Annotated in this window: 13 protein-coding genes, 7 tRNA genes and 3 rRNA genes; 2 read left to right on the top strand and 21 right to left on the bottom strand. The window is 34.3% G+C overall.

What is annotated here, in order from left to right; genetic code table 11:
- The first annotated feature begins 35 nt into the window (after positions 1-35).
- Positions 36-938 carry a S66 peptidase family protein gene (locus tag OCU47_RS20385; RefSeq protein WP_261830389.1) on the top strand — a complete coding sequence of 301 codons (903 nt, stop codon included), beginning with the start codon at positions 36-38 and terminating at the stop codon, positions 936-938.
- Between the two features lie 133 nt (positions 939-1,071).
- Here OCU47_RS20385 and OCU47_RS20380 read toward each other — a convergent pair.
- The 7 genes from OCU47_RS20380 to OCU47_RS20350 all read right to left on the bottom strand — a co-directional run bounded on the left by OCU47_RS20380 (position 1,072) and on the right by OCU47_RS20350 (position 6,520).
- Positions 1,072-1,145 (bottom strand) — tRNA-Cys (locus OCU47_RS20380).
- A gap of 5 nt (positions 1,146-1,150) precedes the next feature.
- Positions 1,151-1,226, bottom strand: a tRNA-Phe gene (locus tag OCU47_RS20375).
- Positions 1,227-1,234: 8 nt separating this feature from the next.
- Positions 1,235-1,352, bottom strand: a 5S ribosomal RNA gene (gene rrf / locus OCU47_RS20370).
- Between the two features lie 135 nt (positions 1,353-1,487).
- Positions 1,488-4,389: ribosomal RNA gene (locus OCU47_RS20365) — 23S ribosomal RNA — on the bottom strand.
- 276 nt (positions 4,390-4,665) lie between these two features.
- A tRNA-Ile gene (locus tag OCU47_RS20360) sits at positions 4,666-4,742 on the bottom strand.
- A 3-nt stretch (positions 4,743-4,745) separates the two neighbouring features.
- Positions 4,746-4,821: transfer RNA gene (locus OCU47_RS20355), tRNA-Ala, on the bottom strand.
- 184 nt (positions 4,822-5,005) lie between these two features.
- Positions 5,006-6,520 (bottom strand): 16S ribosomal RNA (locus OCU47_RS20350).
- Together the 16S, 23S and 5S rRNA genes with 4 tRNA genes alongside form the textbook arrangement of a ribosomal RNA operon.
- 460 nt (positions 6,521-6,980) lie before the next feature.
- On the opposite strand from OCU47_RS20350, the gene OCU47_RS20345 reads away from it, so the two are divergent.
- Positions 6,981-8,009: a DUF5050 domain-containing protein gene (locus OCU47_RS20345; RefSeq protein ID WP_261830388.1), complete on the top strand. Its 1,029-nt coding sequence runs from the start codon at positions 6,981-6,983 to the stop codon at positions 8,007-8,009.
- Positions 8,010-8,148: 139 nt separating this feature from the next.
- Here the strand turns inward: OCU47_RS20345 and murD are convergent, their stop codons facing one another.
- The 14 genes from murD to OCU47_RS20275 all read right to left on the bottom strand — a co-directional run bounded on the left by murD (position 8,149) and on the right by OCU47_RS20275 (position 25,254).
- Complete coding sequence (murD, locus tag OCU47_RS20340) at positions 8,149-9,522, bottom strand: UDP-N-acetylmuramoyl-L-alanine--D-glutamate ligase (protein ID WP_261830387.1); 1,374 nt, start codon at positions 9,520-9,522, stop codon at positions 8,149-8,151.
- Between the two features lie 318 nt (positions 9,523-9,840).
- Complete coding sequence (locus tag OCU47_RS20335; protein ID WP_261830386.1) at positions 9,841-11,232, bottom strand: glycine--tRNA ligase; 1,392 nt, start codon at positions 11,230-11,232, stop codon at positions 9,841-9,843.
- Between the two features lie 523 nt (positions 11,233-11,755).
- Positions 11,756-11,830, bottom strand: a tRNA-Asn gene (locus OCU47_RS20330).
- A gap of 175 nt (positions 11,831-12,005) precedes the next feature.
- A complete protein-coding gene (lysS, locus tag OCU47_RS20325) occupies positions 12,006-13,511 on the bottom strand; it encodes a lysine--tRNA ligase (RefSeq protein WP_261830385.1) in 1,506 nt (501 codons plus the stop codon).
- A 19-nt stretch (positions 13,512-13,530) separates the two neighbouring features.
- A complete protein-coding gene (gene greA / locus OCU47_RS20320) occupies positions 13,531-14,013 on the bottom strand; it encodes a transcription elongation factor GreA (protein WP_261830384.1) in 483 nt (160 codons plus the stop codon).
- 215 nt (positions 14,014-14,228) lie between these two features.
- On the bottom strand, positions 14,229-15,218 hold the full coding sequence (gene dusB / locus OCU47_RS20315) for a tRNA dihydrouridine synthase DusB (protein WP_261830383.1): 990 nt from the start codon (positions 15,216-15,218) through the stop codon (positions 14,229-14,231).
- A gap of 8 nt (positions 15,219-15,226) precedes the next feature.
- Entirely contained in the window at positions 15,227-16,006 is a 780-nt protein-coding gene (locus OCU47_RS20310) for a type III pantothenate kinase (RefSeq protein ID WP_261830660.1), read from the bottom strand.
- 249 nt (positions 16,007-16,255) lie between these two features.
- A complete protein-coding gene (locus tag OCU47_RS20305; protein WP_261830382.1) occupies positions 16,256-17,929 on the bottom strand; it encodes a formate--tetrahydrofolate ligase in 1,674 nt (557 codons plus the stop codon).
- Between the two features lie 257 nt (positions 17,930-18,186).
- On the bottom strand, positions 18,187-19,992 hold the full coding sequence (gene ftsH, locus OCU47_RS20300; protein WP_261830381.1) for an ATP-dependent zinc metalloprotease FtsH: 1,806 nt from the start codon (positions 19,990-19,992) through the stop codon (positions 18,187-18,189).
- A 57-nt stretch (positions 19,993-20,049) separates the two neighbouring features.
- A complete protein-coding gene (gene hpt, locus OCU47_RS20295; RefSeq protein ID WP_261830380.1) occupies positions 20,050-20,589 on the bottom strand; it encodes a hypoxanthine phosphoribosyltransferase in 540 nt (179 codons plus the stop codon).
- Between the two features lie 3 nt (positions 20,590-20,592).
- A complete protein-coding gene (gene tilS / locus OCU47_RS20290; RefSeq protein WP_261830379.1) occupies positions 20,593-22,011 on the bottom strand; it encodes a tRNA lysidine(34) synthetase TilS in 1,419 nt (472 codons plus the stop codon).
- Between the two features lie 180 nt (positions 22,012-22,191).
- Positions 22,192-24,585 (bottom strand): stage II sporulation protein E, encoded by a 2,394-nt coding sequence (gene spoIIE, locus OCU47_RS20285; protein WP_261830378.1) that lies wholly within the window; start codon positions 24,583-24,585, stop codon positions 22,192-22,194.
- 483 nt (positions 24,586-25,068) lie between these two features.
- Positions 25,069-25,157, bottom strand: a tRNA-Leu gene (locus tag OCU47_RS20280).
- 20 nt (positions 25,158-25,177) lie between these two features.
- Positions 25,178-25,254: transfer RNA gene (locus OCU47_RS20275), tRNA-Met, on the bottom strand.

Here is a 25,254-nt window from a genome sequence, read left to right as displayed (position 1 = left end):
ATAATACTAGTATAAATTTGTAATGGGAGTTACCTATGATTTATCCAAGCAAATTGAAAATAGGTGATACAATAGGAATTTTTGCACCTGCTGGTTTCTACGATAAAGATCTAATGCTATCTCATATTGATAAGTTTAAAAATTTAGGATTTAATATTAAACTAGGAAGTCATTTGTTTGATACTTATAAATATCTTGCTGGCACTGACCAAAATCGAGCATACGACTTTATGGAATTGCTTCAAGATTCAGAAGTTAAAGCACTGATGGCTTTTCGAGGTGGTTATGGTTGTATTCGAATGTTACCACATATCTCTCTTGACGTGATAGTGGAAAATCCAAAAATAATTTGTGGCTTTAGTGACCTTACCGTATTGTTAAATTATATATCACAAAAAACAAATTTAATTACTTATCATGGCCCCATGATAAATTCAGATCTAACTGATATTATGACTAGAAATTCATTCTTGAATTGCCTTTGTGGCAACTATTCTACATTACCTTTAAAATTTCATTATATGCCAACTACTATATATAATCCAGCTAATGTTAATGGTACGTTAGTTGGAGGTAATCTCTCTTTAATTTGTTCTTCTTTAAGCACACCTTATGAAATTAACACTGATAATTCAATTTTACTGTTAGAAGATGTAAATGAATCCCCTTATAAAATTGATCGTTTATTATCTCAATTATTACTTTCTAGCAAACTAGATAATTGTAACGGATTTATTATTGGTTATGTAAATTATACTGATTCTGATAGTAATGATATGAACTCTGAAATTAAAGATATCATTGAAGAACTTCTTGTTCCTTTAGGAAAACCAATAATTTTAGGATATCCTTTTGGTCATAGTTATCCTAACTTATGCCTGCCTTTAGGAGCTAATGTAACTCTAGATATTGATAATAATAAATTAATTATTTCTTAAACTAACAAAAAAGTTATCCACAAAACTCTTGAAAATTAATTGTTGTTTTCCACATTCACTGTTTATATTGTTTATATATTTGCAAAATAAAAAAACCAGTATAATCTAAGTTAGAGATTATACTGGTTTTATTTGGAGGCGCCACCCAGATTTGAACTGGGGATCAAGGTGTTGCAGACCTATGCCTTACCACTTGGCTATAGCGCCATATATGGTGGCTCGAACTGGAATCGAACCAGTGACACGAGGATTTTCAGTCCTCTGCTCTACCGACTGAGCTATCGAGCCATATATTTACCTGGCGACCACTTACTCTCCCACACAGTCGCCCATGCAGTACCATCAGCTGTAATTGGCTTAACCATCCTGTTCGGAATGGGAAGGGGTGTAACCCAAAAACACATCATCACCAGATGCTTAATTTGCAGAAATTTTATATTTCTTTGCAAATTTGTACTCCTCAGCTTTGCTGAGTGAGTTTCCTAAAAGAACTTTTATGTTCTTTCAAAATTGCACACAAGTTTTATCTCTTTTTGTTAATCTATTTTATTGGTCAAGCCCTCGATCTATTAGTATCAGTCAGCTAAATATGTTACCACACTTACACCTCTGACCTATCAACCTTGTGTTCTTCAAGGGATCTTACTAGCTTACGCTATGGGAAATCTCATCTTGAGGTGGGCTTCACGCTTAGATGCTTTCAGCGTTTATCCCTTCCCGACTTAGCTACCCAGCCATGCTCCTGGCGGAACAACTGGTACACCAGAGGTCAGTCCATCCCGGTCCTCTCGTACTAAGGACAGCTCCTCTCAAATTTCCTGCGCCCGCGACGGATAGGGACCGAACTGTCTCACGACGTTCTGAACCCAGCTCGCGTGCCGCTTTAATGGGCGAACAGCCCAACCCTTGGGACCTACTTCAGCCCCAGGATGCGACGAGCCGACATCGAGGTGCCAAACCTCCCCGTCGATGTGGACTCTTGGGGGAGATCAGCCTGTTATCCCCGAGGTAGCTTTTATCCGTTGAGCGATGGCCCTCCCACGAGGTACCACCGGATCACTAAGCCCGACTTTCGTCCCTGCTCCACTTGTAGGTGTCGCAGTCAGGCTCCCTTCTGCCTTTGCACTCTTCGAACGATTTCCGACCGTTCTGAGGGAACCTTTGGGCGCCTCCGTTACTTTTTTGGAGGCGACCGCCCCAGTCAAACTGCCCATCTAACAATGTCCCGTCACCAGTTTCATGGCGCCCGGTTAGAATTCCAGTACTGTCAGGGTGGTATCCCAAGGGTGACTCCACCAAGGCTGACGCCCTGGTTTCTCAGTCTCCCACCTATCCTGTACAGACAATACCGAAACTCAATGCTAAACTACAGTAAAGCTCTACGGGGTCTTTCCGTCCAATCGCGGGTAACCAGCATCTTCACTGGTACTACAACTTCGCCGGATTTACAGTTGAGACAGTGCTCAAGTCATTACGCCATTCGTGCGGGTCGGAACTTACCCGACAAGGAATTTCGCTACCTTAGGACCGTTATAGTTACGGCCGCCGTTTACTGGGGCTTAAGTTCATACCTTCGCTTGCGCTAAGTATTCCCCTTAACCTTCCAGCACCGGGCAGGCGTCAGCCCCTATACATCAGCTTTCGCTTTAGCAGAGACCTGTGTTTTTGCTAAACAGTTGCTTGAGCCTATTCTCTGCGACCTACTCTCGTAGGCACCCCTTCTCCCGAAGTTACGGGGTCAATTTGCCTAGTTCCTTAACTGTAATTCTTCCGCCGGCCTTAGGATTCTCTCCTCACCTACCTGTGTCGGTTTGCGGTACGGGCACTATTTCTCTCCCTAGAAGCTTTTCTTGACAGCGTGGAATCAGATACTTCGGAACCGTAGTTCCTTCCCCATCACACCTCAAGATTGTTGCGACGGATTTGCCTATCACAACTCTCTAAGTGCTTAGACTAGCATCCAATAGCTAGCACATCCTATCCTCCTGTGTCACTCCATCGGTAATAACGATTAATAGTGGTATCGGAATATCAACCGATTGTCCATCACCTACGCCTTTCGGCCTCGGCTTAGGTCCCGACTAACCCTCAGCGGACGAACCTTCCTGAGGAAACCTTAGGTTTTCGGCCTGTGGGATTCTCACCCACATCTCGCTACTAATGCCAACATTCTCACTCGTAATCAGTCCACCGCTCCTTACGGTACGACTTCAGCCCGATTACGACGCTCCCCTACCCATCAGTATAACTGATGCCGTAGCTTCGGTGGTAAGTTTGAGCCCCGAACATTTTCGGCGCAGGATCTCTCGACTAGTGAGCTATTACGCACTCTTTTAATGAGTGGCTGCTTCTAAGCCAACATCCTAGTTGTCTTGGAAATCCCACATCCTTTTCCACTTAACTTACACTTTGGGACCTTAGCTGACGATCTGGGCTGTTTCCCTTTTGACCACGGATCTTATCATTCGTAGTCTGACTGCCGAACTAATAGTATATGGCATTCGGAGTTTGATAAGGTTCAGTAAGCGCTATGCCCCCTAGCCCATTCAGTGCTCTACCTCCATTACTCATATTCGACGCTAGCCCTAAAGCTATTTCGGGGAGAACCAGCTATCTCCGAGTTCGATTGGAATTTCTCCGCTATCCACAGCTCATCCCATGGTTTTTCAACACCAACGTGGTTCGGTCCTCCACGAGATTTTACTCTCGCTTCAACCTGGCCATGGATAGGTCACCCGGTTTCGGGTCTACAGCATGCAACTAGTCGCCCTATTCAGACTCGGTTTCCCTTCGGCTCCGTACCTTAAGTACTTAACCTCGCTACATACCGTAACTCGTTGGCTCGTTCTACAAAAAGCACATCATCACACTCATATGGTGCTCTGATCGGTTGTAGGCACACGGTTTCAGGTTCTATTTCACTCCCCTCCCGGGGTTCTTTTCACCTTTCCCTCACGGTACTTCTTCACTATCGGTCATCAGGTAGTATTTAGCCTTGGGAGGTGGTCCTCCCTGCTTCCCACAAGGTTTCACGTGTCTCGTGGTACTCTGGAGCAGAACTATGATCTTCTCGTTTTACTTACAGGACTATTACCTTCTACGGTGTAGCTTTCCAGCTATCTTCAATTACGATACCTTCACGTTATGTTCTGTCCGCAACCCCAGAGATAAATCTCTGGTTTGGGCTCTTCCGCTTTCGCTCGCCGCTACTTACGGAATCGAGTTTTCTTTCTCTTCCTCTAGGTACTTAGATGTTTCAGTTCCCTAGGTTTACCTCCATACAACTATTTATTCATTGTACAGTACATGGGGTTTCCCATGTGAGTTCCCTCATTCGGAAATCTCCGGATCACAGGCTATGTGCGCCTACCCGAAGCTTATCGCAGCTTATCGCGTCCTTCATCGGCTCCTGATGCCAAGGCATTCACCATGCGCCCTTTGTAGCTTGACCTCTAACAAAAAACTAACTTCGTATTACTTTGTCGCTTTCCTCGCTGCGCTGCTCACTTACCTAAGTAAGCTCCGCTGCTCGCTCGTCAGCTCCGCGTACTACTCGTTTCTTTTTTGTTGATGTGTTATCAAAACACATCGTGCCTATCTTAACAAAGTTACTAAATCTAAATTCGCATTTGAATTTGACATTTGAGATATTACATTAATGTAATTTATATACTTGTATGCAATTTTCAAAGAACATTCATATTTTATTTTAGACAATAAGTCTAAATGGTGGGTTTAAATGGACTCGAACCATCGACCTCACGCTTATCAGGCGTGTGCTCTAACCAGCTGAGCTATAAACCCATGTGGTGGAGATAAAGAGATTCGAACTCTTGACCCCCTGCGTGCAAGGCAGGTGCTCTCCCAACTGAGCTATACCCCCACATTGTTTTTCGATGCTATTAAATTTTATCTGTTTCTACTTCACTTGTCAATACTAATTTAAAAACATTTTACCAGACTATTTTTAAATTTTTGAGAGAAGATCTCTCAAAATTAAACAGAGGATAACCAGTCTTCGTTATTTATCTAAACACATGTTTCCATCACTTAGATGTTCTCCATAGAAAGGAGGTGATCCAGCCGCAGGTTCTCCTACGGCTACCTTGTTACGACTTCACCCCAATCGCTGACCCTACCTTCGGCCGCTGCCTCGCTTACGCGTTAGCTCACGGACTTCGGGTATTGCCAACTCTCATGGTGTGACGGGCGGTGTGTACAAGGCCCGGGAACGTATTCACCGCGACATTCTGATTCGCGATTACTAGTAACTCCAGCTTCATGTAGGCGAGTTTCAGCCTACAATCCGAACTGAGACAAGTTTTTGAGTTTTGCTCCACCTCACGGTATTGCATCTTTTTGTACTTGCCATTGTAGCACGTGTGTAGCCCTAAACATAAGGGGCATGATGATTTGACGTCATCCCCACCTTCCTCCTGGTTAACCCAGGCAGTCTCGCTAGAGTGCTCAACTAAATGGTAGCAACTAACAATAAGGGTTGCGCTCGTTGCGGGACTTAACCCAACATCTCACGACACGAGCTGACGACAACCATGCACCACCTGTCTTCCTGTCCCCGAAGGGACTTCCTCGATTAAGAGTAATGCAGGAGATGTCAAGTTTAGGTAAGGTTCTTCGCGTTGCTTCGAATTAAACCACATGCTCCGCTACTTGTGCGGGCCCCCGTCAATTCCTTTGAGTTTTAATCTTGCGACCGTACTCCCCAGGCGGGATACTTAATGTGTTAACGGCGGCACAGAAGGTTGGACCCTCCTACACCTAGTATCCATCGTTTACGGCGTGGACTACCAGGGTATCTAATCCTGTTTGCTCCCCACGCTTTCGAGCCTCAGCGTCAGTTATTGTCCAGAAAGTCGCCTTCGCCACTGGTGTTCTTCCTAATATCTACGCATTTCACCGCTACACTAGGAATTCCACTTTCCTCTCCAACACTCTAGACTTCCAGTTTGGAATGCAGCACCCAAGTTGAGCCCGGGTATTTCACATCCCACTTAAAAATCCGCCTACGCTCCCTTTACGCCCAGTAAATCCGGACAACGCTTGCCACCTACGTATTACCGCGGCTGCTGGCACGTAGTTAGCCGTGGCTTCCTCCACAGGTACCGTCATTATCGTCCCTGTAAACAGAGCTTTACAACCCGAAGGCCTTCATCACTCACGCGGCGTTGCTGCATCAGGGTTTCCCCCATTGTGCAATATTCCCCACTGCTGCCTCCCGTAGGAGTCTGGGCCGTGTCTCAGTCCCAATGTGGCCGATCACCCTCTCAGGTCGGCTACGCATCGTCGCCTTGGTGAGCCGTTACCTCACCAACTAGCTAATGCGCCGCGGGTCCATCTTATAGCGGATTACTCCTTTGATGATTCTACCATGCGATAAAACCATGTTATGCGGTATTAATCTTCCTTTCGGAAGGCTATCCCCCTCTATAAGGCAGGTTACCCACGTGTTACTCACCCGTCCGCCGCTAGATCGTCTTCCGAAGAAGACTTTCTCGCTCGACTTGCATGTGTTAAGCACGCCGCCAGCGTTCGTCCTGAGCCAGGATCAAACTCTCAATTTAAGTTTCAAGTTTAATCTTAGCTTTCGCTTAAAAGAATTGCTGGTCTTAAAAAAAGTTCATATGAACTATTAGTTTCCTCTGTTTAATTTTCAAAGATCTATGCAGTTTTCTCAACCGCTTAATCAGTTTATCATTGTCAAAGTATTTTGTCAATATATTTTTTATAACTTTCAAAATATAATTTTAAAAACACTTTTTGAACCTTCTCACTAGTTTTCCTAGCGACGTGTTCTATAATATCATGTTATTGAATATAATATTTAATGTCAATCACTGTTATGCACAATTAAATTAAATTTTCTTTATTTTTCTTTACTTTTCTAAAAATAGCCTATATAGATACACTTGGACCTGTTTATATATTTAGTGTAAATATTTTATATGCTAAATTCAATTCAAAAATAGATATTTATGATACAATAATAACAAATCAACTTATCTCAATAAGGAGGTATAAAAAATGAAGAAATCTATACTAACACTTTTAATAATATCTACTTTAAGTTTTGTTTCTTGCAGTTCAAGTAGTTCAAGTAACTCTGCAAACGCCAATAGTACTAAGAGTTCTACTATTACTGTTGATCCTAATTCAACTAGCAATTCATCTGCAACTACTAGTACACCAAGCAACAAAACTCCCCTAGTTCTTGCTTCTGGATATACTGAATCCTCACCATTCATAAAAATTGATAATGATTTATACGCTGCTAAATGGAGCGATAACTACAAAGTTTATGATTTCAATTGGTCAGATTCAAATTCAGTGTATGATTTTACTAAAATAAAACGGAATTTGCTATTTCAATCTAGTGAAATGATAGCTAGTGATAAAAACATAATTTATTCTAATATGAATGACAGCAATAAATTATACATATATAATACAAAAACAAATAGCAATACCAAAATAAGCAATGATTCCGCAACTAATCTAATTCTAAATAATACAGACTTATATTATTTAAATACCTCAGACAGAAAAATATATAAAACTTCTGTGGATGGCAGCAAAAAGCAAGTTTTGATGCAGATTTCCGCAGGAAAGTTTGTGTTATCTAACAATTACATACTATATCAAAATATAGATGATGGATATAAATTATATGCTTATTCTATTTCAAATGGCACCAATATAAAAGTATCCGACTTTGCTGTGGAGAGTTTCACATTTAATGATAAAGTGATTTTTTGTGTAAATTCTTCTGATAATGATGCTTTATATACCATTGATAATTCTACTTATGAAGCAAGAAAAATATTAGATTATCATTGCGAGTCAGTAAAATCCTATAAAAATAAAATATATTATATAAATAAAAATGATATGGACTATTTGCATGTTTTATCTGCTCCAAAAGGTACTCCTGAAACTTATACCTCTTCAGCAGTTGATAAAACAAGCATAAATGAATACCATTTTGTAGATACATTAATATTCTATCCACCTAACACTTCAAAGAATAGTATCCTAAATACTAAAGCTCAATAAAGCAACATAACTTAAACATAAAAAGCAACAGCATAGTTAAAATCTTTGATTTAAACTACACTGTTGCTTTTTCACTTTATATAAGCATCTAATTTTATTACAGTCGGCTCAGGTTTTATATAAATAACTTTTGTTATAATTAAAGACTGTTAACTATATCTTTAAACTTATTTCCTCTAACCTCAAAATTAGGGAACATATCAAAACTTGCACAAGCTGTTGAAAGGTATACTATGTCTCCATCTTCAGCTACTTTTTTACATGCAAGTACAGCCTCATCTAAATTTTCAACTATTGTCATAGGTATATGGATCCCCCTAGCATTAAGTTTATCAAATTCAGCCTTTATCTTTTCCTTTGTTGCTCCAAGTAAGACTAAATGCTTTATCTTACTATATCCCTCTGTTGCTAGAGGCTCAAAAGATATATGCTTGTCATATCCACCTGCTATCAAAATAACCTTTTGATCAAAAGCTTTTAATCCTGCTAAAGTTCTTGTAGGAGTTGATGCTATAGAATCATTATAGTATTTAACATTATCTAACTCTCTTACAAATTCACATCTGTGTTCAACACCACCAAAACTTTCAGCAACCTTCTTCATAGTTTCAATTGATACACAATCATATGTTGCTGCAAAAGCAGCTAAATAATTTTCTACATTATGCATACCTCTTATGATTATATCCTCTGCTTTGCATACTGCCTTATTATCCACATACAATATACCATCTTTATAGTAAGCTCCATTTTCAATTTCTCTCTTTGAACTAAATTCTAACACTTTCCCTTTTGCTTCTTTTGCAAATCCATAAGCAATTTGATTTTCTCTATTAACAATAAGCACATCTGTATCATTTTGATATTTAAAAATGTTCTTTTTTGCTTCTATATACTCATTCATATCTTTATGCATATCTAAATGATTTGGACTCATATTAGTTACAATTGCCACATCCATTTGAGTATTCATAGTCATAAGTTGAAAACTTGAAAGTTCTAGTACGACTTTATCTTCTGCTGATATTTCTTCGATATTTGAAAACAAAGGAGTTCCTATATTGCCCCCAACCCAAGTTTTAAACCCTTGTTCTTTCAATAATTTTGATATAATTGTAGTAGTTGTGGTTTTTCCATCACTACCTGTAATTCCATATATTTTAGCTTTACAATACCTAGTGAACTCCTCCATTTCTGATGTTATGTAGGATCCTTCATTTTTAACCTTAACTAAAGCATCACAGTCTATTCTCATAGAAGGTGTTTTAAACACAACGTCAAAACCACTTAAATTATCTAAATAATTTTCACCCAACACTAAAACTACACCTTTAGTTTCAAAATCTACTGATACTTCACCTAATTGCTCTTTTGTCTTTTTATCAAAAGCAGTTACTTTAGCTCCTAGCTTTAGTAAAAAATTAATAAGAGGGATGTTACTTACTCCTATCCCTACTACAGCTACCTTTTTGCCAGCAATATATTCCTTAAATTCATTAAAATCTTTTCTCATATTAACCCTCCACATATATTCATTTCATTTAGCCAACTCCAAAAAACAAGTAAATCAATACACTAGTTGGACTTGTTATTTATTTTCGGATGCTTGTTTTCTATAAACATAAGAATATATAAATATAAAAATATTTATATATTTTTATATTTATGATTATATCATCTTAAATGTACCTGTTCCATTTCAATCCTTATAACTTATTAACCTCGGAAAAACATAAATTATAAACAAGCACTACCTTACATATTCTTTACATCTTGCACACATATATACAAAGAGATTCCACTTTTACAAAATGGAATCTCTTTAAAAATATTAGAAGTCTAATCTGCTTTCAATATAGCTTTCTAACTCATCAATCTTTATTCTTACTTGTTCCATTGTATCTCTATCTCTTACAGTTACAGATTTATCTTCTAATGTATCAAAATCCACTGTAATACAGAAAGGTGTTCCGATTTCATCTTGTCGTCTATATCTCTTTCCTATACTTCCAGTTTCATCAAACTCTAAATTAAACTTCTTGCTTAATTTAGCATAAACTTCTGTAGCTTCTTCTGAAAGCTTTTTAGAAAGTGGTAATATAGCTGCCTTATATGGTGCTATAGAAGGATGTAAATGTAATACTGTTCTTATATCTCCACCTTCTAATTCCTCTTCATCATAAGCATCTATTAAAATTGCTAATGCTGCTCTATCTGCACCCAATGATGGTTCTATACAATATGGAACATATTTTTCATTAGTTGTTGGATCAAGGTAACTCATATCTTGACCTGAATGTTCTTGATGTCTCATTAAGTCATAGTCAGTTCTATCTGCTACGCCCCAAAGTTCACCCCAACCAAATGGGAATAGATATTCTATATCAGTTGTAGCTTTTGAATAGAATGATAATTCTTCCTTAGCATGATCTCTTAATCTTAGGTTTGATTCATTTACGCCTAAAGATAATAAGAAGTTCTTGCAATATGCTCTCCAGTAATCAAACCATTCTAAATCTGTACCTGGTTTGCAGAAGAATTCTAATTCCATTTGCTCAAATTCTCTTGTTCTAAATGTAAAGTTTCCTGGTGTTATTTCATTTCTAAAAGACTTACCAACTTGAGCAATACCAAATGGTACTTTCTTTCTTGATGATCTTTGAACAGCCTTAAAGTTAACAAATATACCTTGAGCTGTTTCAGGTCTTAAATAAATCTCTGATTTAGCATCTTCTGTTACACCTTGGAATGTCTTAAACATTAAGTTGAACTTTCTAATATCAGTGTAATTTAACTTTCCACACTTTGGACATACTATGTTGTTGTCTTTAATGTATTGCATTAATTGTTCATTTGACCATCCATCTGCTGATGCTACTTCTGCACCTTGTGCTGTCATAAAATCTTCTACAATTTTATCAGCTCTATATCTTGTTTTACATTCCTTACAATCCATTAATGGATCTGAGAATCCTCCAACATGACCTGTAGCAACCCAAACTTCACTATTCATTAAAATTGCACAATCAACTCCAACATTATATGGACTTTCTTGAACAAACTTTCTCCACCATGCTTTTTTTACGTTATTCTTGAATTCCACTCCTAAAGGACCGTAATCCCATGAGTTTGCCAATCCACCGTAAATATCTGACCCTGGGAATATAAAACCTCTATTTTTACAAAGAGCTACTATCTTATCCATAGTTTTTTCTACTGCCATTTTTACTACCTCCAATATTATTAAATTAATTTATTTTAATTTTGCCAATAAAAAAAAGACCTCAAGCTTAAGGGACGAAAAAATTTCCGCGGTTCCACCCTTTTTGGCTTTAGCCCATCTCTCAACTACTTACACTCAAAAGTTCCCTTCCCTATAATCTTTTAATGATTCACATCACCCATCATCTTTCTTAAAAAATCTTATAAGTACTCTTCCTTATCATCGTGTATATTAAATTATATCTAACATTGTAAATCAATTAGTTATATATGTCAATACAGTGGTTTTATTTAAACACACTTTTTAATATCGCAACATATCAATTTAATTTTTATAAGCTTACACTTCTAAATCCATTAAAAAATTAAAGTCACAAATATATTGTGCCGTCTATCTTCTGTTTAAATTTGACGACATAAAATTCAATCTAAAGCATAATAACCTACAAGCTTTATAATTTCTCAAAACAAAAAGCTGATTTAAGGATACTTAATATCTTTAAATCAACTTTCTAATAAAATAATGGCTCCGCGAAGAGGATTCGAACCTCCAACCTATCGGTTAACAGCCGAGTGCTCCACCGTTGAGCTATCGCGGAATATTACTTACATTTTTAATTATAGCATCTAAATTTGCAAATGCAATAGGTTTTTAAAAGAATTTTCAAACAATTTAATATGTTTGTAGTTAGCCACAATATATTGCAAAAACAACCTATAGCGCTCAATGATTATATTATGTCAAGCTCTATAGGTTGTTATTCATAAACTTAATTATTGAATTACCTTCATTGTTGGGAATAGTATAACATCTCTTATTGATGCAGAATCAGTTAATATCATAACCAATCTATCTACTCCAAAACCTAAACCACCTGTTGGAGGCATACCTGTTTCTAATGCACTCATGAAATCTTCATCTATTTCATAAGCTTCATCATCTCCAAGTTCTCTTTCTTTCTCTTGTTGAGCAAATCTATCTCTTTGGACTATAGGATCATTTAATTCTGAGTATGCATTACATACTTCTCTACCGTATATAAATCCTTCAAATCTTTCTGTAAATTCTTCATTTCCTCTCTTTTTCTTTGTAAGAGGTGATATTTCAACTGGATAATCAACTATAAATGTTGGTTGAATCATTTTATCTTCACAGAATTCTTCAAATAGAGCATTTAAAACTTCACCCTTAGTTACAGTACTTAAATCCTTCTTAAACTCTAATCTCTTTTCTTTAGCAATTTGTTGAGCTTCAGCATCATCCTTTATGCTGTTATAGTCTATGCCAGCATATTCTTTAACTGCATCAACCATAGTTATTCTTCTCCATGGTGGAGTCATGTCTATTTCAGTTCCTTGATAAGTAATCTTTGTTGTTCCATTTACTTTTTCACAAGCATATGCAGCAACATTCTCCATTATATCCATCATATCATTATAATCAGCAAAAGCTTGATATAATTCTATCATAGTGAATTCTGGATTGTGTCTTACATCCATTCCTTCATTTCTGAAGTTTCTTCCAAGATCATATACCTTTTCGAAACCACCTACTATACATCTCTTTAAATGTAATTCTGTAGCTATTCTTAGGTACATATCCATATCTAACGTATTATGATGAGTTACAAATGGTCTAGCAGATGCTCCACTAGCTATTGTTGTTAATATAGGAGTTTCAACTTCAATAAATCCTCTATTATCAAGGAATTCTCTTATACCTTGGATAATTTTAAATCTCTTATAGAAAGTACTCTTAACTTCTGGATTAGTAATTAAGTCAACTTCCCTTTGTCTGTATCTTAAATCTGGATCCTTTAATCCATGCCACTTTTCTGGTAATGGCTTTAATGATTTAGAAATTAATTGAAAACCTGTTACGTGTACAGAAACTTCCCCAGCTTTAGTTCTAAAAACTGTTCCTTCTGCACTAACCCAGTCTCCCAAATCATAAGTCTTAAATTCTTTAAGATTTTCTTCTCCAACATCATTAATCTTTAAAAATAATTGTATTTTTCCATCTCTGTCTTGTAAGTCAGCAAAAATAACCTTACCTTGACCTCTTTTAGACATAAGTCTACCCGCAACTGTGACTACTTGATTTTCTAAAGTTTCAAAATTGCCTTTTATTTGTTCTGAATTATGAGTTTTTTCTACTTTGTAAACATCAAAAGGATCTTTTCCTGCTTGTTGTAGTGAAACTAATTTCTCTCTTCTTATTCTCTCCTGCTCATTAAATTGAGCTTCCAACTCACTTAAGTTTATCTCTTCATTATCCATTTGAATACATCCTTCCTAATTAATCTCTTCTAATTTCTAAAACCTTAAATTTTGAAGTTCCACCTGGAACAACTACTTCTATTTCATCATCTACTTTTTTACCAATTAGAGCACTTCCAACTGGTGACTCATTTGAAATTTTATATTCCATTGGATCTGCTTCAGCAGAACCCACTATTGAGTATACCACTTCTTCTTCAAATTCGTAATCATAAACTTTAACTTTTGAGCCTACAACAACTGTATCTGTAGGTATTTCTGATTCATCTACAACTGTAGCATTTTTTAACATATTCTCTATTTGAAGAATTCTTCCTTCTGTAAACGCTTGGTCATTCTTTGCTTCATCATACTCTGAATTTTCACTTAAATCTCCATAACCAAGTGCAACTTTAATCTTCTCTGTTATTTCTTTTCTTTTTGTAGTCTTTAAATATTCTAATTCATTCTCTAATTTTTTTACACCTTCATATGTCATAACATATTTTTTTTGTTCGCTCATATTATTCTCCCCTTTGACAATTATGCTCTATAATTTTACTTTATAATATAAATAAAATAATGTTTAATTAGTGCAAATTACTCTATTGTAAACTTATTTTACCTATTATAAATCAGTGAATTTTATCTGTCAACTAACTATTAATATATACTCAATTATATTGAAAGAAGGAAATTCACATTTATATGTTAATAGATTATTCTATGTTCATTACATTAATTCTTACTTTCAAAATTATTTTTTAAATAATTCTTATAATCTAACAGTATCTTTCTTACTTCTTCACTATCATTTTGTTTATTAATTTCTTCTTTAATATCTGTACAATTTTTAAGTCCTTTGATATACCAAGCTGCATGTTTACGCATCTCTCGTACAGCCTTATGTTCACCATCATACTTTAATGATAACTCATAATGCCTTATAGCCATATCAATCTTTTCCCAAGCTTCTGGATATATTACTTCTTCTCCACTTATCTTCTGAAGTATTTGTTTGAATATCCAAGGATTGCCCATGCTTCCTCTTGCCACCATTATTCCATCGCAATTAGTAAGCTGTTTTAGACTAAGAGCATCTTCCGGAGTGAAAACATCACCATTTCCTATAACAGGTATTTTCACTTTATTCTTAACTTCACCTATTATATCCCAGTCTGCCTTTCCTTCATACATCTGCTCTCTTGTTCTTCCATGAACCGCTATGACATCTGCACCTGCATCTTCCATAATTTTAGCAAATTCTACTGCATTAACTGTATCTGCAGTAAACCCTTTCCTAAACTTTACTGTCACAGGTTTATTAGATACCTTTTTCACTGCTGATACTATATCATAAGCTAACCATGGACTTTTCATTAATGCAGAACCTTCTCCATTTTTAACTATCTTAGGTGCAGGACAACCCATATTAATATCAACAATGCAAAAATTATCATTCTCATTAAAATATTTTTCAGTTACATAAGCCATTATCTTAGGATCATTGCCAAACATTTGGATAGCCACTGGTTTTTCTTCATCTGCTACCCTCATAAGTTCTTTTGTATTTTGACTTTCATAATATAAGGCCTTTGCACTAACCATCTCAGTATATACAAGTCCACATCCCATTTCCTTGCATAAACCTCTAAAAGATATGTCGGTTACACCTGCCATAGGAGCTAAAAATACATTATTTTCAAATTCTAAATTTGCTATTTTCATATTTAGCCTTACTCCCTATTTTTTTCATACAAAATTCTAAGACCTTCTAAAGTAAGATTAGTATCTACCTTATCTATAACTTCAGTTTCACTTGCTATTAATTTTGCAAGACCTCCTGTAGCTAATACAAATGGATTTTCTTCTCCTAAATCCATCATTTCCTTTTTCATTCTTTTTACTATATACTCTACTTGCCCTATGTATCCGTAAATTATACCTGCTTGCATACTGCTAATGGTTGTTTTACAAATCACATTGCCTGGCTTCTCTAATTCAACTCTTGGTAATTTAGCAGCTCTTTCAAACAATGCATCAGAAGCTATTCTAATTCCTGGACATATGTTACCACCTAAATAATTTCCCTTCTTAGTTAAAGCACAAAAGGTTGTGGCTGTTCCAAAATCTATTATAATTGTTGGTCTCTTATATATTTCATGAGCTGCTACTGCATTTACTATTCTATCAGCACCAACTTCCTTTGGATTATCATATTTAATATTTATCCCTGTCTTTACCCCTGGACCTACTATTATAGGTTCTTGCTTAAAGCATTTTCTTATCATATGCTCAAAAGAATACATTATATTTGGGACAACTGAAGAAATAATAACCCCTTCTATTTCATTTGGATCTATCTTTGCATTGTGAAATAATTGCATTACTTGGATAGAATATTCATCTGATGTCTTTTTTGAATCTGTTGATATTCTCCAGCTTGTAATAAACTCATTATTACTATGCACTCCCAAAACTATATTTGTGTTGCCTACATCTACTAATAGAACCAACATTTACACCACCTTAATATAATTAAAAGTAGCCTTTTTGGCTACATTCAAATTTCATTGCAGAAAATACTTTTCTTTTAGTTAAATTTTTATCATTTTAATTTTAACAGGTTAGTACTTTTTGTCAAGTTCATTTATCATGAAAAAATTAGGGGTTAAAATAACCCCTAAAATACATATTTTTAAATCAAGTTTGATTATATATTATTATACATTATATATTCTCTTTTTATGGTGAATATATACCTATTAAAACAATCCTACTATCTCTCCACTTTCTAATATATCCATCTTATTTGCTGCTGGAGCCTTTGGTAATCCAGGCATTGTCATTATGCTACCTGTTTGAACCACTATGAATCCTGCTCCATTTGATACTCTAACTTCCTGAACAGTTATTTCAAAACCTTCTGGTCTACCAAGAAGTGATGGATTATCTGATAATGAATACTGAGTTTTTGCCACACAGATTGGTAGTTTATCTAAATTGAAGCTTTCAATTTCTTTAATCTGTTTTTGAGCTGCTCCAGTAAATGATACTCCTGCTGCTCCATATATTTCTTTAGCTATAGTTGATATCTTATCTTTTATGCTATCTTTTTCATCATATAATACTGAGAAATTTGATTTTTCTTCTTCCATGGTTTGAAGTACTTTTCTTGCAAGATCTCTTCCACCTTCTCCACCTTTTTCCCAAACTTCAGATAAAGAAACTTTTACATTTCTTTCTTTACAGAAATCTTCAATATATTTCAATTCAGCTTCACTGTCTGCTATAAACTTATTTATTGCTACAACTACTGGCACGTTAAACTTCTTAATGTTTTCAATTTGTTTTTCTAAGTTAGCAATTCCCTTTGATAATGCTTCTAAATTTTCTGCGCCTAAATCTTCTTTTTTAACTCCGCCATGATTCTTTAAAGCTCTAACTGTAGCTACCAAAACTACACAATCCGGCTTTAAGCCACCATATCTGCACTTAATATCAAAGAACTTTTCTGCTCCAAGATCAGCGCCAAAACCTGCTTCTGTAACTGCTACATCACCTAATTTCAATGCCATCTTTGTAGCAATTATAGAATTACAGCCGTGAGCTATATTAGCAAAAGGTCCCCCATGAATAATTGCAGGTGTATTCTCTAAAGTTTGAACCAAGTTAGGTTTTATAGCATCCTTCATAAGTAAAGCCATAGCTCCCTGTACCCCTAAATCTTTAGCATACACTGGATTTCCTTCATAGTTATGTGCTACTAATATATTTCCCATTCTTTCTTTTAAGTCACTTAAACTTGTAGATAAACATAGGATTGCCATAATTTCTGAAGCAACAGTAATCATAAATCCATCTTCTCTTACAAAACCATTTGGTTTTCCACCAAGTCCTACAACTATATGTCTTAATGCTCTGTCATTCATATCCATAACTCTTTTAAAAATTATTTTTCTTGAATCTATCCCTAAGACATTTCCTTGATGAATATGATTATCTATAGCTGCTGCGAGAAGGTTATTAGTACTAGTTATAGCATGCATATCACCTGTAAAATGAAGATTTATATCTTCCATAGGGACAACTTGAGCATATCCACCACCAGCAGCTCCTCCTTTAATACCAAAAACAGGCCCAAGTGATGGCTCTCTTAATGCTATTACTGCCTTTTTATTTTCCTTCCACATTGCTTGACCAAGACCTACTGTTACTGTAGATTTTCCTTCTCCAGCCGCAGTAGGATTTATTGCAGTAACTAAAACTAATTTTCCGTCTTGCTTATTTTCGGCATTCTTCAATACATCCAATCCAATTTTGCATTTATACTTGCCATAAAGTTCAATATCATCTTCTGATAGCCCTATTTTTTCTGCTATTTTTACTATTGGCTCCATTTTTGCCCCTTGTGCAATTTCAATATCTGTTTTAAACATTCTCCAATCACTCCTTACAATTATAAATCGCCTTTCCCGAACATTATCTTTAAAATACTTGTTTATATTCGAATTATAACATTTATTTATCGCCAAAACAACTTCTTTGTACGTGATTTATGTTTAAGATAATCGTACAACTTATTATAAACATCTAGAAGTAAATGACACCCCAAATATGTCTTATGTAATTATAAAACTTTTAAGTAAAAAAAAATACCCTCTACACAAATAAATGTAAAGGGTATTTTGACATATTAAGAATTTTGGAATATTTCTTCAAATTCATCTGCTTGAAGCTTTTCTTTTTCAATTAGCGCTTCAGCAACTCTATGCAGTCTATTCATATTTTCTTTTAATATTTTCTCTGCTTGAACATAAGCATTATCGATGAACATCTTAACCTCTGCATCAATTTCAGCGCTTATCTCTTCACTAAAGTTTCTTTCTTTGCCCAAATCTCTACCTAAAAATACTTCATCATGGCCAGTTCCAAATGAAATTGGACCTATCTTATCACTCATACCGTATTCCATGACCATCTTCCTAGCAATGTTACTAGTTCTATCTATATCATTCTTAGCTCCTGCACTAATATCTCCTATAACTAACTTTTCTGCTGCTCTTCCTCCTAAAAGACTAACCATCTCATCAAGTAAATAAGACTTCGATATATGAGATCTATCATCTGTTGGTAATGGCATTGTATATCCTGCAGCCATTCCTCTAGGAATTATACTTATCTCATGTACTGGATCTGCATTTGGTAAAACTCTCATTATAATCGCATGACCAGCCTCATGATATGCTGTAATCCTCTTATCTGCTGCACTAATAACTCTACTCTTTTTCTCTGTTCCTACAGTCACTCTAGTCATAGCATCTTCTAATTCTGGCATATTAATTTGACGCTTATCTCTTCTTACTGCTAAAAGCGCTGCTTCATTTGTTAAGTTTTCTATATCAGCGCCTGTAAATCCAGGAGTTATCTTAGCTAAAACTCTAAGATCTACATCATCACCTATTGGTTTATTTTTAGTATGAACTACCAAAATCTCTTCTCTTCCTTTTACATCTGGTGCTCCTACCACTATCTGTCTATCAAATCTTCCTGGTCTTAATAATGCTGGATCTAAAACATCAGGTCTATTTGTAGCAGCTATCATAATGATACCTTCATTCACACCAAATCCATCCATTTCAACTAGAAGTTGATTCAATGTTTGTTCTCTCTCATCATGACCTCCGCCGTAACCAGCACCTCTTTGTCTACCTACAGCATCTATTTCATCAATAAAAACAATACAAGGTTGATTTTTCTTAGCTTGCTCGAACATATCTCTAACTCTTGATGCCCCAACACCAACAAACATCTCTACGAAGTCTGACCCTGAAATCGTAAAGAATGGCACACCTGCTTCACCAGCAATAGCTTTTGCTAATAATGTCTTACCTGTTCCTGGAGGGCCAACTAAAAGCACTCCCTTCGGTATTCTTGCTCCCATTTCTATATACCTATCCGGCTGCTTTAAGAAATCTACTATTTCAGCAAGTTCTGTTTTTTCCTCATCTGCTCCTGCAACATCTTTAAAAGTAACTTTTTTATTATCTGGCAATGCCATTTTAGCTCTACTCTTACCAAAATTCATGACGCCTCGGTTTCCACCGCCACCGCCTTGAGTCTGTTGCATGAACACAAAGAAAACTACTAAACATATTATCAGTATAAATAGCATAGGTAAAATCTGCATCCAAACTCCCATATTGCTAGGTGGTTGAAATGACACTTTTACATTAGATTTAAAATTATCCTTCATAAGAATATTTAATGTATCTATTGGTACATATGTGTTGAAAGTCTGACCATTGGTAAGAACTCCCTCAACTAACATCTTATCTTCTTTTACATTTATACTTTTTACTTCATCACCAATCCATTTTTGTTGGAATTCGTTATATGGTATATTCTGCCCTGTATCCACTGTATTGAATATAAACAATGCTGTTATTACAACAAATACACTGACAAGAACATATGTTGTTAAAGTTGAATATTTCTTCATTGGGTTTTCCCCCTCTCCTTCTAGTTATTTATAATTTTATGTTTATATACATTTAAGTTATTTTTCATAAACTGATCTTTTTAGTATGCCTATGTATGGTAAATTTCTATACTTCTCAGCATAATCAATTCCATAACCCACGATAAATTCATCAGGAACTTCAAAACCTTGATACTTTACATCTATATCAACTTTTCTTCTTGCAGGCTTATTAAGTAATGTTACAATTTCTATGCTTTCAGCATTTCTTTCTTTTAGATACTTTTGTAGATAATTTAAAGTTACACCTGAATCAACAATATCCTCAACTAATAATATATGCTTTCCTTTTATATCATTATCTAAATCCTTTAGTATTTTTACTACTCCTGAACTTTCTGTAGAATTTCCGTAACTCGATACTGCCATGAAATCTAATTCACATTGTGTAGTAATATTCTTAAGTAACTCAGCAGCAAAAACAACAGAACCTTTCAGAACACCAACAACCAAAAGTTCTTTCCCTTCATAATCCTTGCTAATCTGTTGTCCTAATTCCTTAACTCTACTGATTACTGCTTCTTCTGATATTAATATTTCTTGTATATCCTCTTTCATAGTTTAATTCCTTTCTTCTAATTTTATTTGAAGTATTTTTTTTGTATTACCTTTTACCTTAAAAGAGTCACTTATTTTAACACCAACAACCCATGCTATCTCATTATCAAATTGGATTACAGGTATAGCCTCTCTTTCATCTTTGGGTATCTTCTCATTAATAAATATATCCTTTAGTTTCTTGGAATTAGTCATCCCCAGAGGAACAATTTTATCCCCATCTTTTCTGTACCTTATTATTACATTATTAATATTATCACAGTTAAAATACTTTATTAAACTATTATTTTTAAAATCAATATTTTTATTTTCCATGATAGATATATTAATACTGTATTTATTAAAACTTATATTAATTCCTTCTTCAGAAACTTGCTCACAAATATTTTCTAAAATTACTTCTTTAATTTCCCTATCATTATCTCTGTTTTCAACTTCTTTTATTGATTTATTTATTATTTTAATATTCCCATAAGAATTTACTACAATTATATTATTAGGAAGTTCTATAGAGCTTCCTGTTCTATTCTTTTGCAACTCTATAATACTTTCTATATGCTTTTGTTCAAAATTTTTACTAACTCCAGAAATATCAGTTAAGACATACTTTATACATCTCGTAAGAATTGCTTCATGTTCTTGAAAAAGTCCATTATCTAGTATTCCTTGATAAGCATCCTTTTTATCATATTTATTTTTTAATATATCTTCTGATAACTTATCTAGGTATTCATTATCCCTAGCAGCGATCTTCCCAAATCTATTTATAGTATTTATAATATCTTGGTTAAAATTTTCTTTAAGAAACGGTAATAGCTGCAACCTTATTTTATTTCTCTTATATACTGTTTCATTATTAGTTTTATCAATTCTAGGACATAGATTGTTATTTTCACAATAATTCTCAATTTCTTCTCTACTTAAACAAAGAATAGGTCTGATAAACTTATTCTCTCTTACCGGCCTTATTCCTACCATTCCTTCCAAGCTACTTCCTCTTATCAATCTCATTAATATGGTTTCTGCTTGATCATTAGAATTATGAGCAATTGCTATCTTATCTATGTTTTCTGATTGAACTATCTCTTCAAAGAAACTATACCTTTCTTCTCTTCCTGCTAATTCAGTTGAAATTCCTTTTTCTTGAACAATCTTATTTATATCTACACGTTTTACAAACAACTTTACATCATTTTTTGTACAAAATTGCTTAACATAATTTTCATCCTCTTCAGCTTCTACCCCTCTAAGCATATGATTAACATGTGCTGCATATAGCTGTAATTTATATTTATCCTTTAGATTAATTAATATATGCATTAAACAAATTGAATCTGGGCCACCAGATAAAGCAACTAATATTTTCTGTCCTTTTTCAAACATTTTATTTTGATTTATATAGGCTTCAACCTTACTTATCAATGCCAAACACATCCTAATTTTATTTGTTTATTCTCATTATACATTATTTTCTCATATAAACAACTCAAAGTAAAATAATCAAAATAAAAATAGGACATTTATACTGTCCTATCTTTTTTGGTATTATGGTCTTAGCATCATACATTTCTAAAATAATTATGTGTTAATATTTTATGAAATTTATATTGCATAAACCTTTGATACAACCACCGTCATATCATCTTTAACTTTACCACCATTCAATTCCTTAGCCTGTTCTAAAATCTCAATTGCTAACTCTTTAGGACTTTTAATTTTACTTTGTTCAAGAAATGCTTCAAGCCATCTAAAGTTACTCTTTTCAGTTCCAACATCCAATATTCCATCACTAATAGTTATTATCATATCCCCATTAGAGACCTTTTTTTCAACTATATCTGCATCTGGATTATCTAAAATACCAAATGGCAATGTTTTAGAACTAATTGTCTGTACTCCCTTAGCTTTTTTTATAAAACTCTCCACAGCTCCTATCTTAATAAAGTTTGTTTCGCCTGTATATAAATCTATATTTTGCATATCTAGTGTTGCAAACTTTTCATCTTCTGAAAATTTCATTGTCATAACTGAATTAACAGCATTTATAGCAGTTAAATTAGAGAATCCAGCCTTTATAAACTTCTCCATAAGTTCCACAATTGATTTACTCTCTTCACCTGCCTCTTGACCTGAACCCATACCATCACTAACTATAATACTATAATTACCACCACTAGTTTTACCAAAACTAAAACTATCTCCTGTGCAACTTTCCCCATCCTTACATGCAACAGCAGAATAAGAAGAAATATAAAACTTTGGAGTTTCTTCAATAAGAATAGTACATTTTTTAGTTGAAGGATCTATTACACATCCATCTCCACCAATACTCATATTGGCCCCAATTGCATTATTTATAATAGGCAAAATGTTTTTAACACATTTATGCTCTCCACCACATTCATCTATTATAACTTTTATATTTAACCTCCCATTTTTATCATTGTAACAAAGTACATCATCATACTTAATATTAAATCTATTTAAAGCCTTAAATACGCTTCTTTCAACATCACTGCATATACTTATATCTTTATTGAAATCATCCACCAATTCACCTACAGTTACAGCCATATTATTAATTTGTGAAGCCAATATCTTTCTTCCTTCACTCAACCTTTTTCTCCACACTTCATTTAATATGTGATTTTCCACCAACTCCTCTGCATTTTTTATTAAATTATATTTCTTTAAACATTTCTTCTCTAACGCTAATGGAAATTCCTTATTTCCTTCCTCATAGTTTTGAATCAATTGTGAAAATTCTGTATAAGTAGAATGAAACTCTCTGCGCCAACATATATTTCTCATATCACAATTTGAACATACTCTATCTCCTAAATTTTCAATAAGCGCTGTTCCCTTACTTTGTAATAGTAGCTTCTCATTATCTGATAATCCATTTAAAATTACAGACATAGAAGATATCACCTCAGTAAAATCATTGAGTCTTCCAGAAAACTCTTCTTTAAGCTTATTAAAATGAAATATATTAAACTTATCTTCCTTAACATCGTTATCTAGTTCAGCTGTAATATTCTTCAGAAAATTTTTAGGTATGATTGCAAACACAATTATGCTAGTTGTAATTTCAATTAAAATTTTTATATCAAAAGTTTTGGCATATACATTTAATACTACATATATAATTACTCCAGCTATCGATGCAAATAGTTTTCCTGTATCTTTAAATATACCTACTACAAACGCACATAATCCATACACGCTAACTAGCTGCAACATATTGTTTGAAGATATTCCTATAACTACCCCCATTATTACGCCAGCAGTTGCTCCTATAGTTCCTCCCAAAGAATAAGAAACTATAAAAAGAAATATTATGGCTAATATATTTTTTATACTGATTCCATATACATTAATATCACCTATTCCTGATAATACTAAACAAAGTATTAATGTCATCGCTATTATTTCTTCACTAATAAAATAGTGATTTGTATTTATATCTTCAAAACATCTTATTGCAAATCGTATTATATAGTAAATTGGATATATTAGTACAGTTTGTATTATTGAAATAAATATTACAGAGTCTATTGAAAAATGGTTTACAAAATATCTATAAAAAATCATTGTCATGGCTATAATGAAGAAATTAATAAATACAGTTACATTATTTTTTAATTGTTTTATTGGCATCAATTTTAATATTAACATTAAGCTTAATATGCTTATATATAACGGATCCTCACTATTCCTATTATAAATTGATATATACCCAATCAAACTTCCCATAAATACTAATAAAGACTCTTTCTTTTCTCTTTCTAATAAAATTGCCATAGTAAAAGCTATTCCAAAAGGTGCTATATTATCTATAGATGTTATATCTAGCGTAATAACTACCCTACTAATTAAAAATGCCGTTAATACCTCTATAATAAACTTCACAGGAGAAGTAACTTCCCCTATATAATTCATACCATCTTCTTTTCTTAATCTTTTATATGATTCTACCTCTACCCCATATTGCATATCTGTATTTCCTCCTATCTGCTAATGTAAACACATTATAACAAAACCCATTGGAAATAAATGTCATTATATGAGCCGAATTTTTTTTTTCGTATGACCATATTCTATTGATTTCTATTTTTTTATTATTATATATATCTTTTTATCTTTCAGAATTTCAAGTCTAATATTCAAATAATTATCCTTAATGTAACATAAACCTTAATTTAATAATGTTTCTTAATACTAAAACTTTTATTAGAGTAATATGTCGCTTAAATTTGTATATTGGATATATTTGTAAACAAGTTTTGTTCTATTTTTTTATTTTATGCATAATCTAATATACCTATTTTTTAATTACAACAAAAAACTGCATTGAAATTATTAATTAATTTCAATGCAGCTTTATAATTAAGCCTTATCATTGTAGGGAGAGTATTTCAAGCTAGAATCTTACGACTATCAATCTAAAGAACTAACAACTACTCCATCCTATACTATTGGTGCCGAAGACCGGAATCGAACCGGTACGATGTTTTAGCATCGCAGGATTTTAAGTCCTGTGCGTCTGCCAGTTCCGCCACTTCGGCATATTTTCTTTTTTTAATTATGGTAGCGGAAATAGGACTTGAACCTACGACCCTTCGGGTATGAACCGAATGCTCTAGCCAGCTGAGCTATTCCGCC

Source organism: Clostridium sp. TW13, assembly GCF_024345225.1.
GTDB classification, from domain to species: Bacteria; Bacillota; Clostridia; order Clostridiales; family Clostridiaceae; genus Inconstantimicrobium; species Inconstantimicrobium mannanitabidum.
Note: the sequence above shows the minus strand (reverse complement) of the source record. Positions and strands in the feature narration are given on the sequence as shown.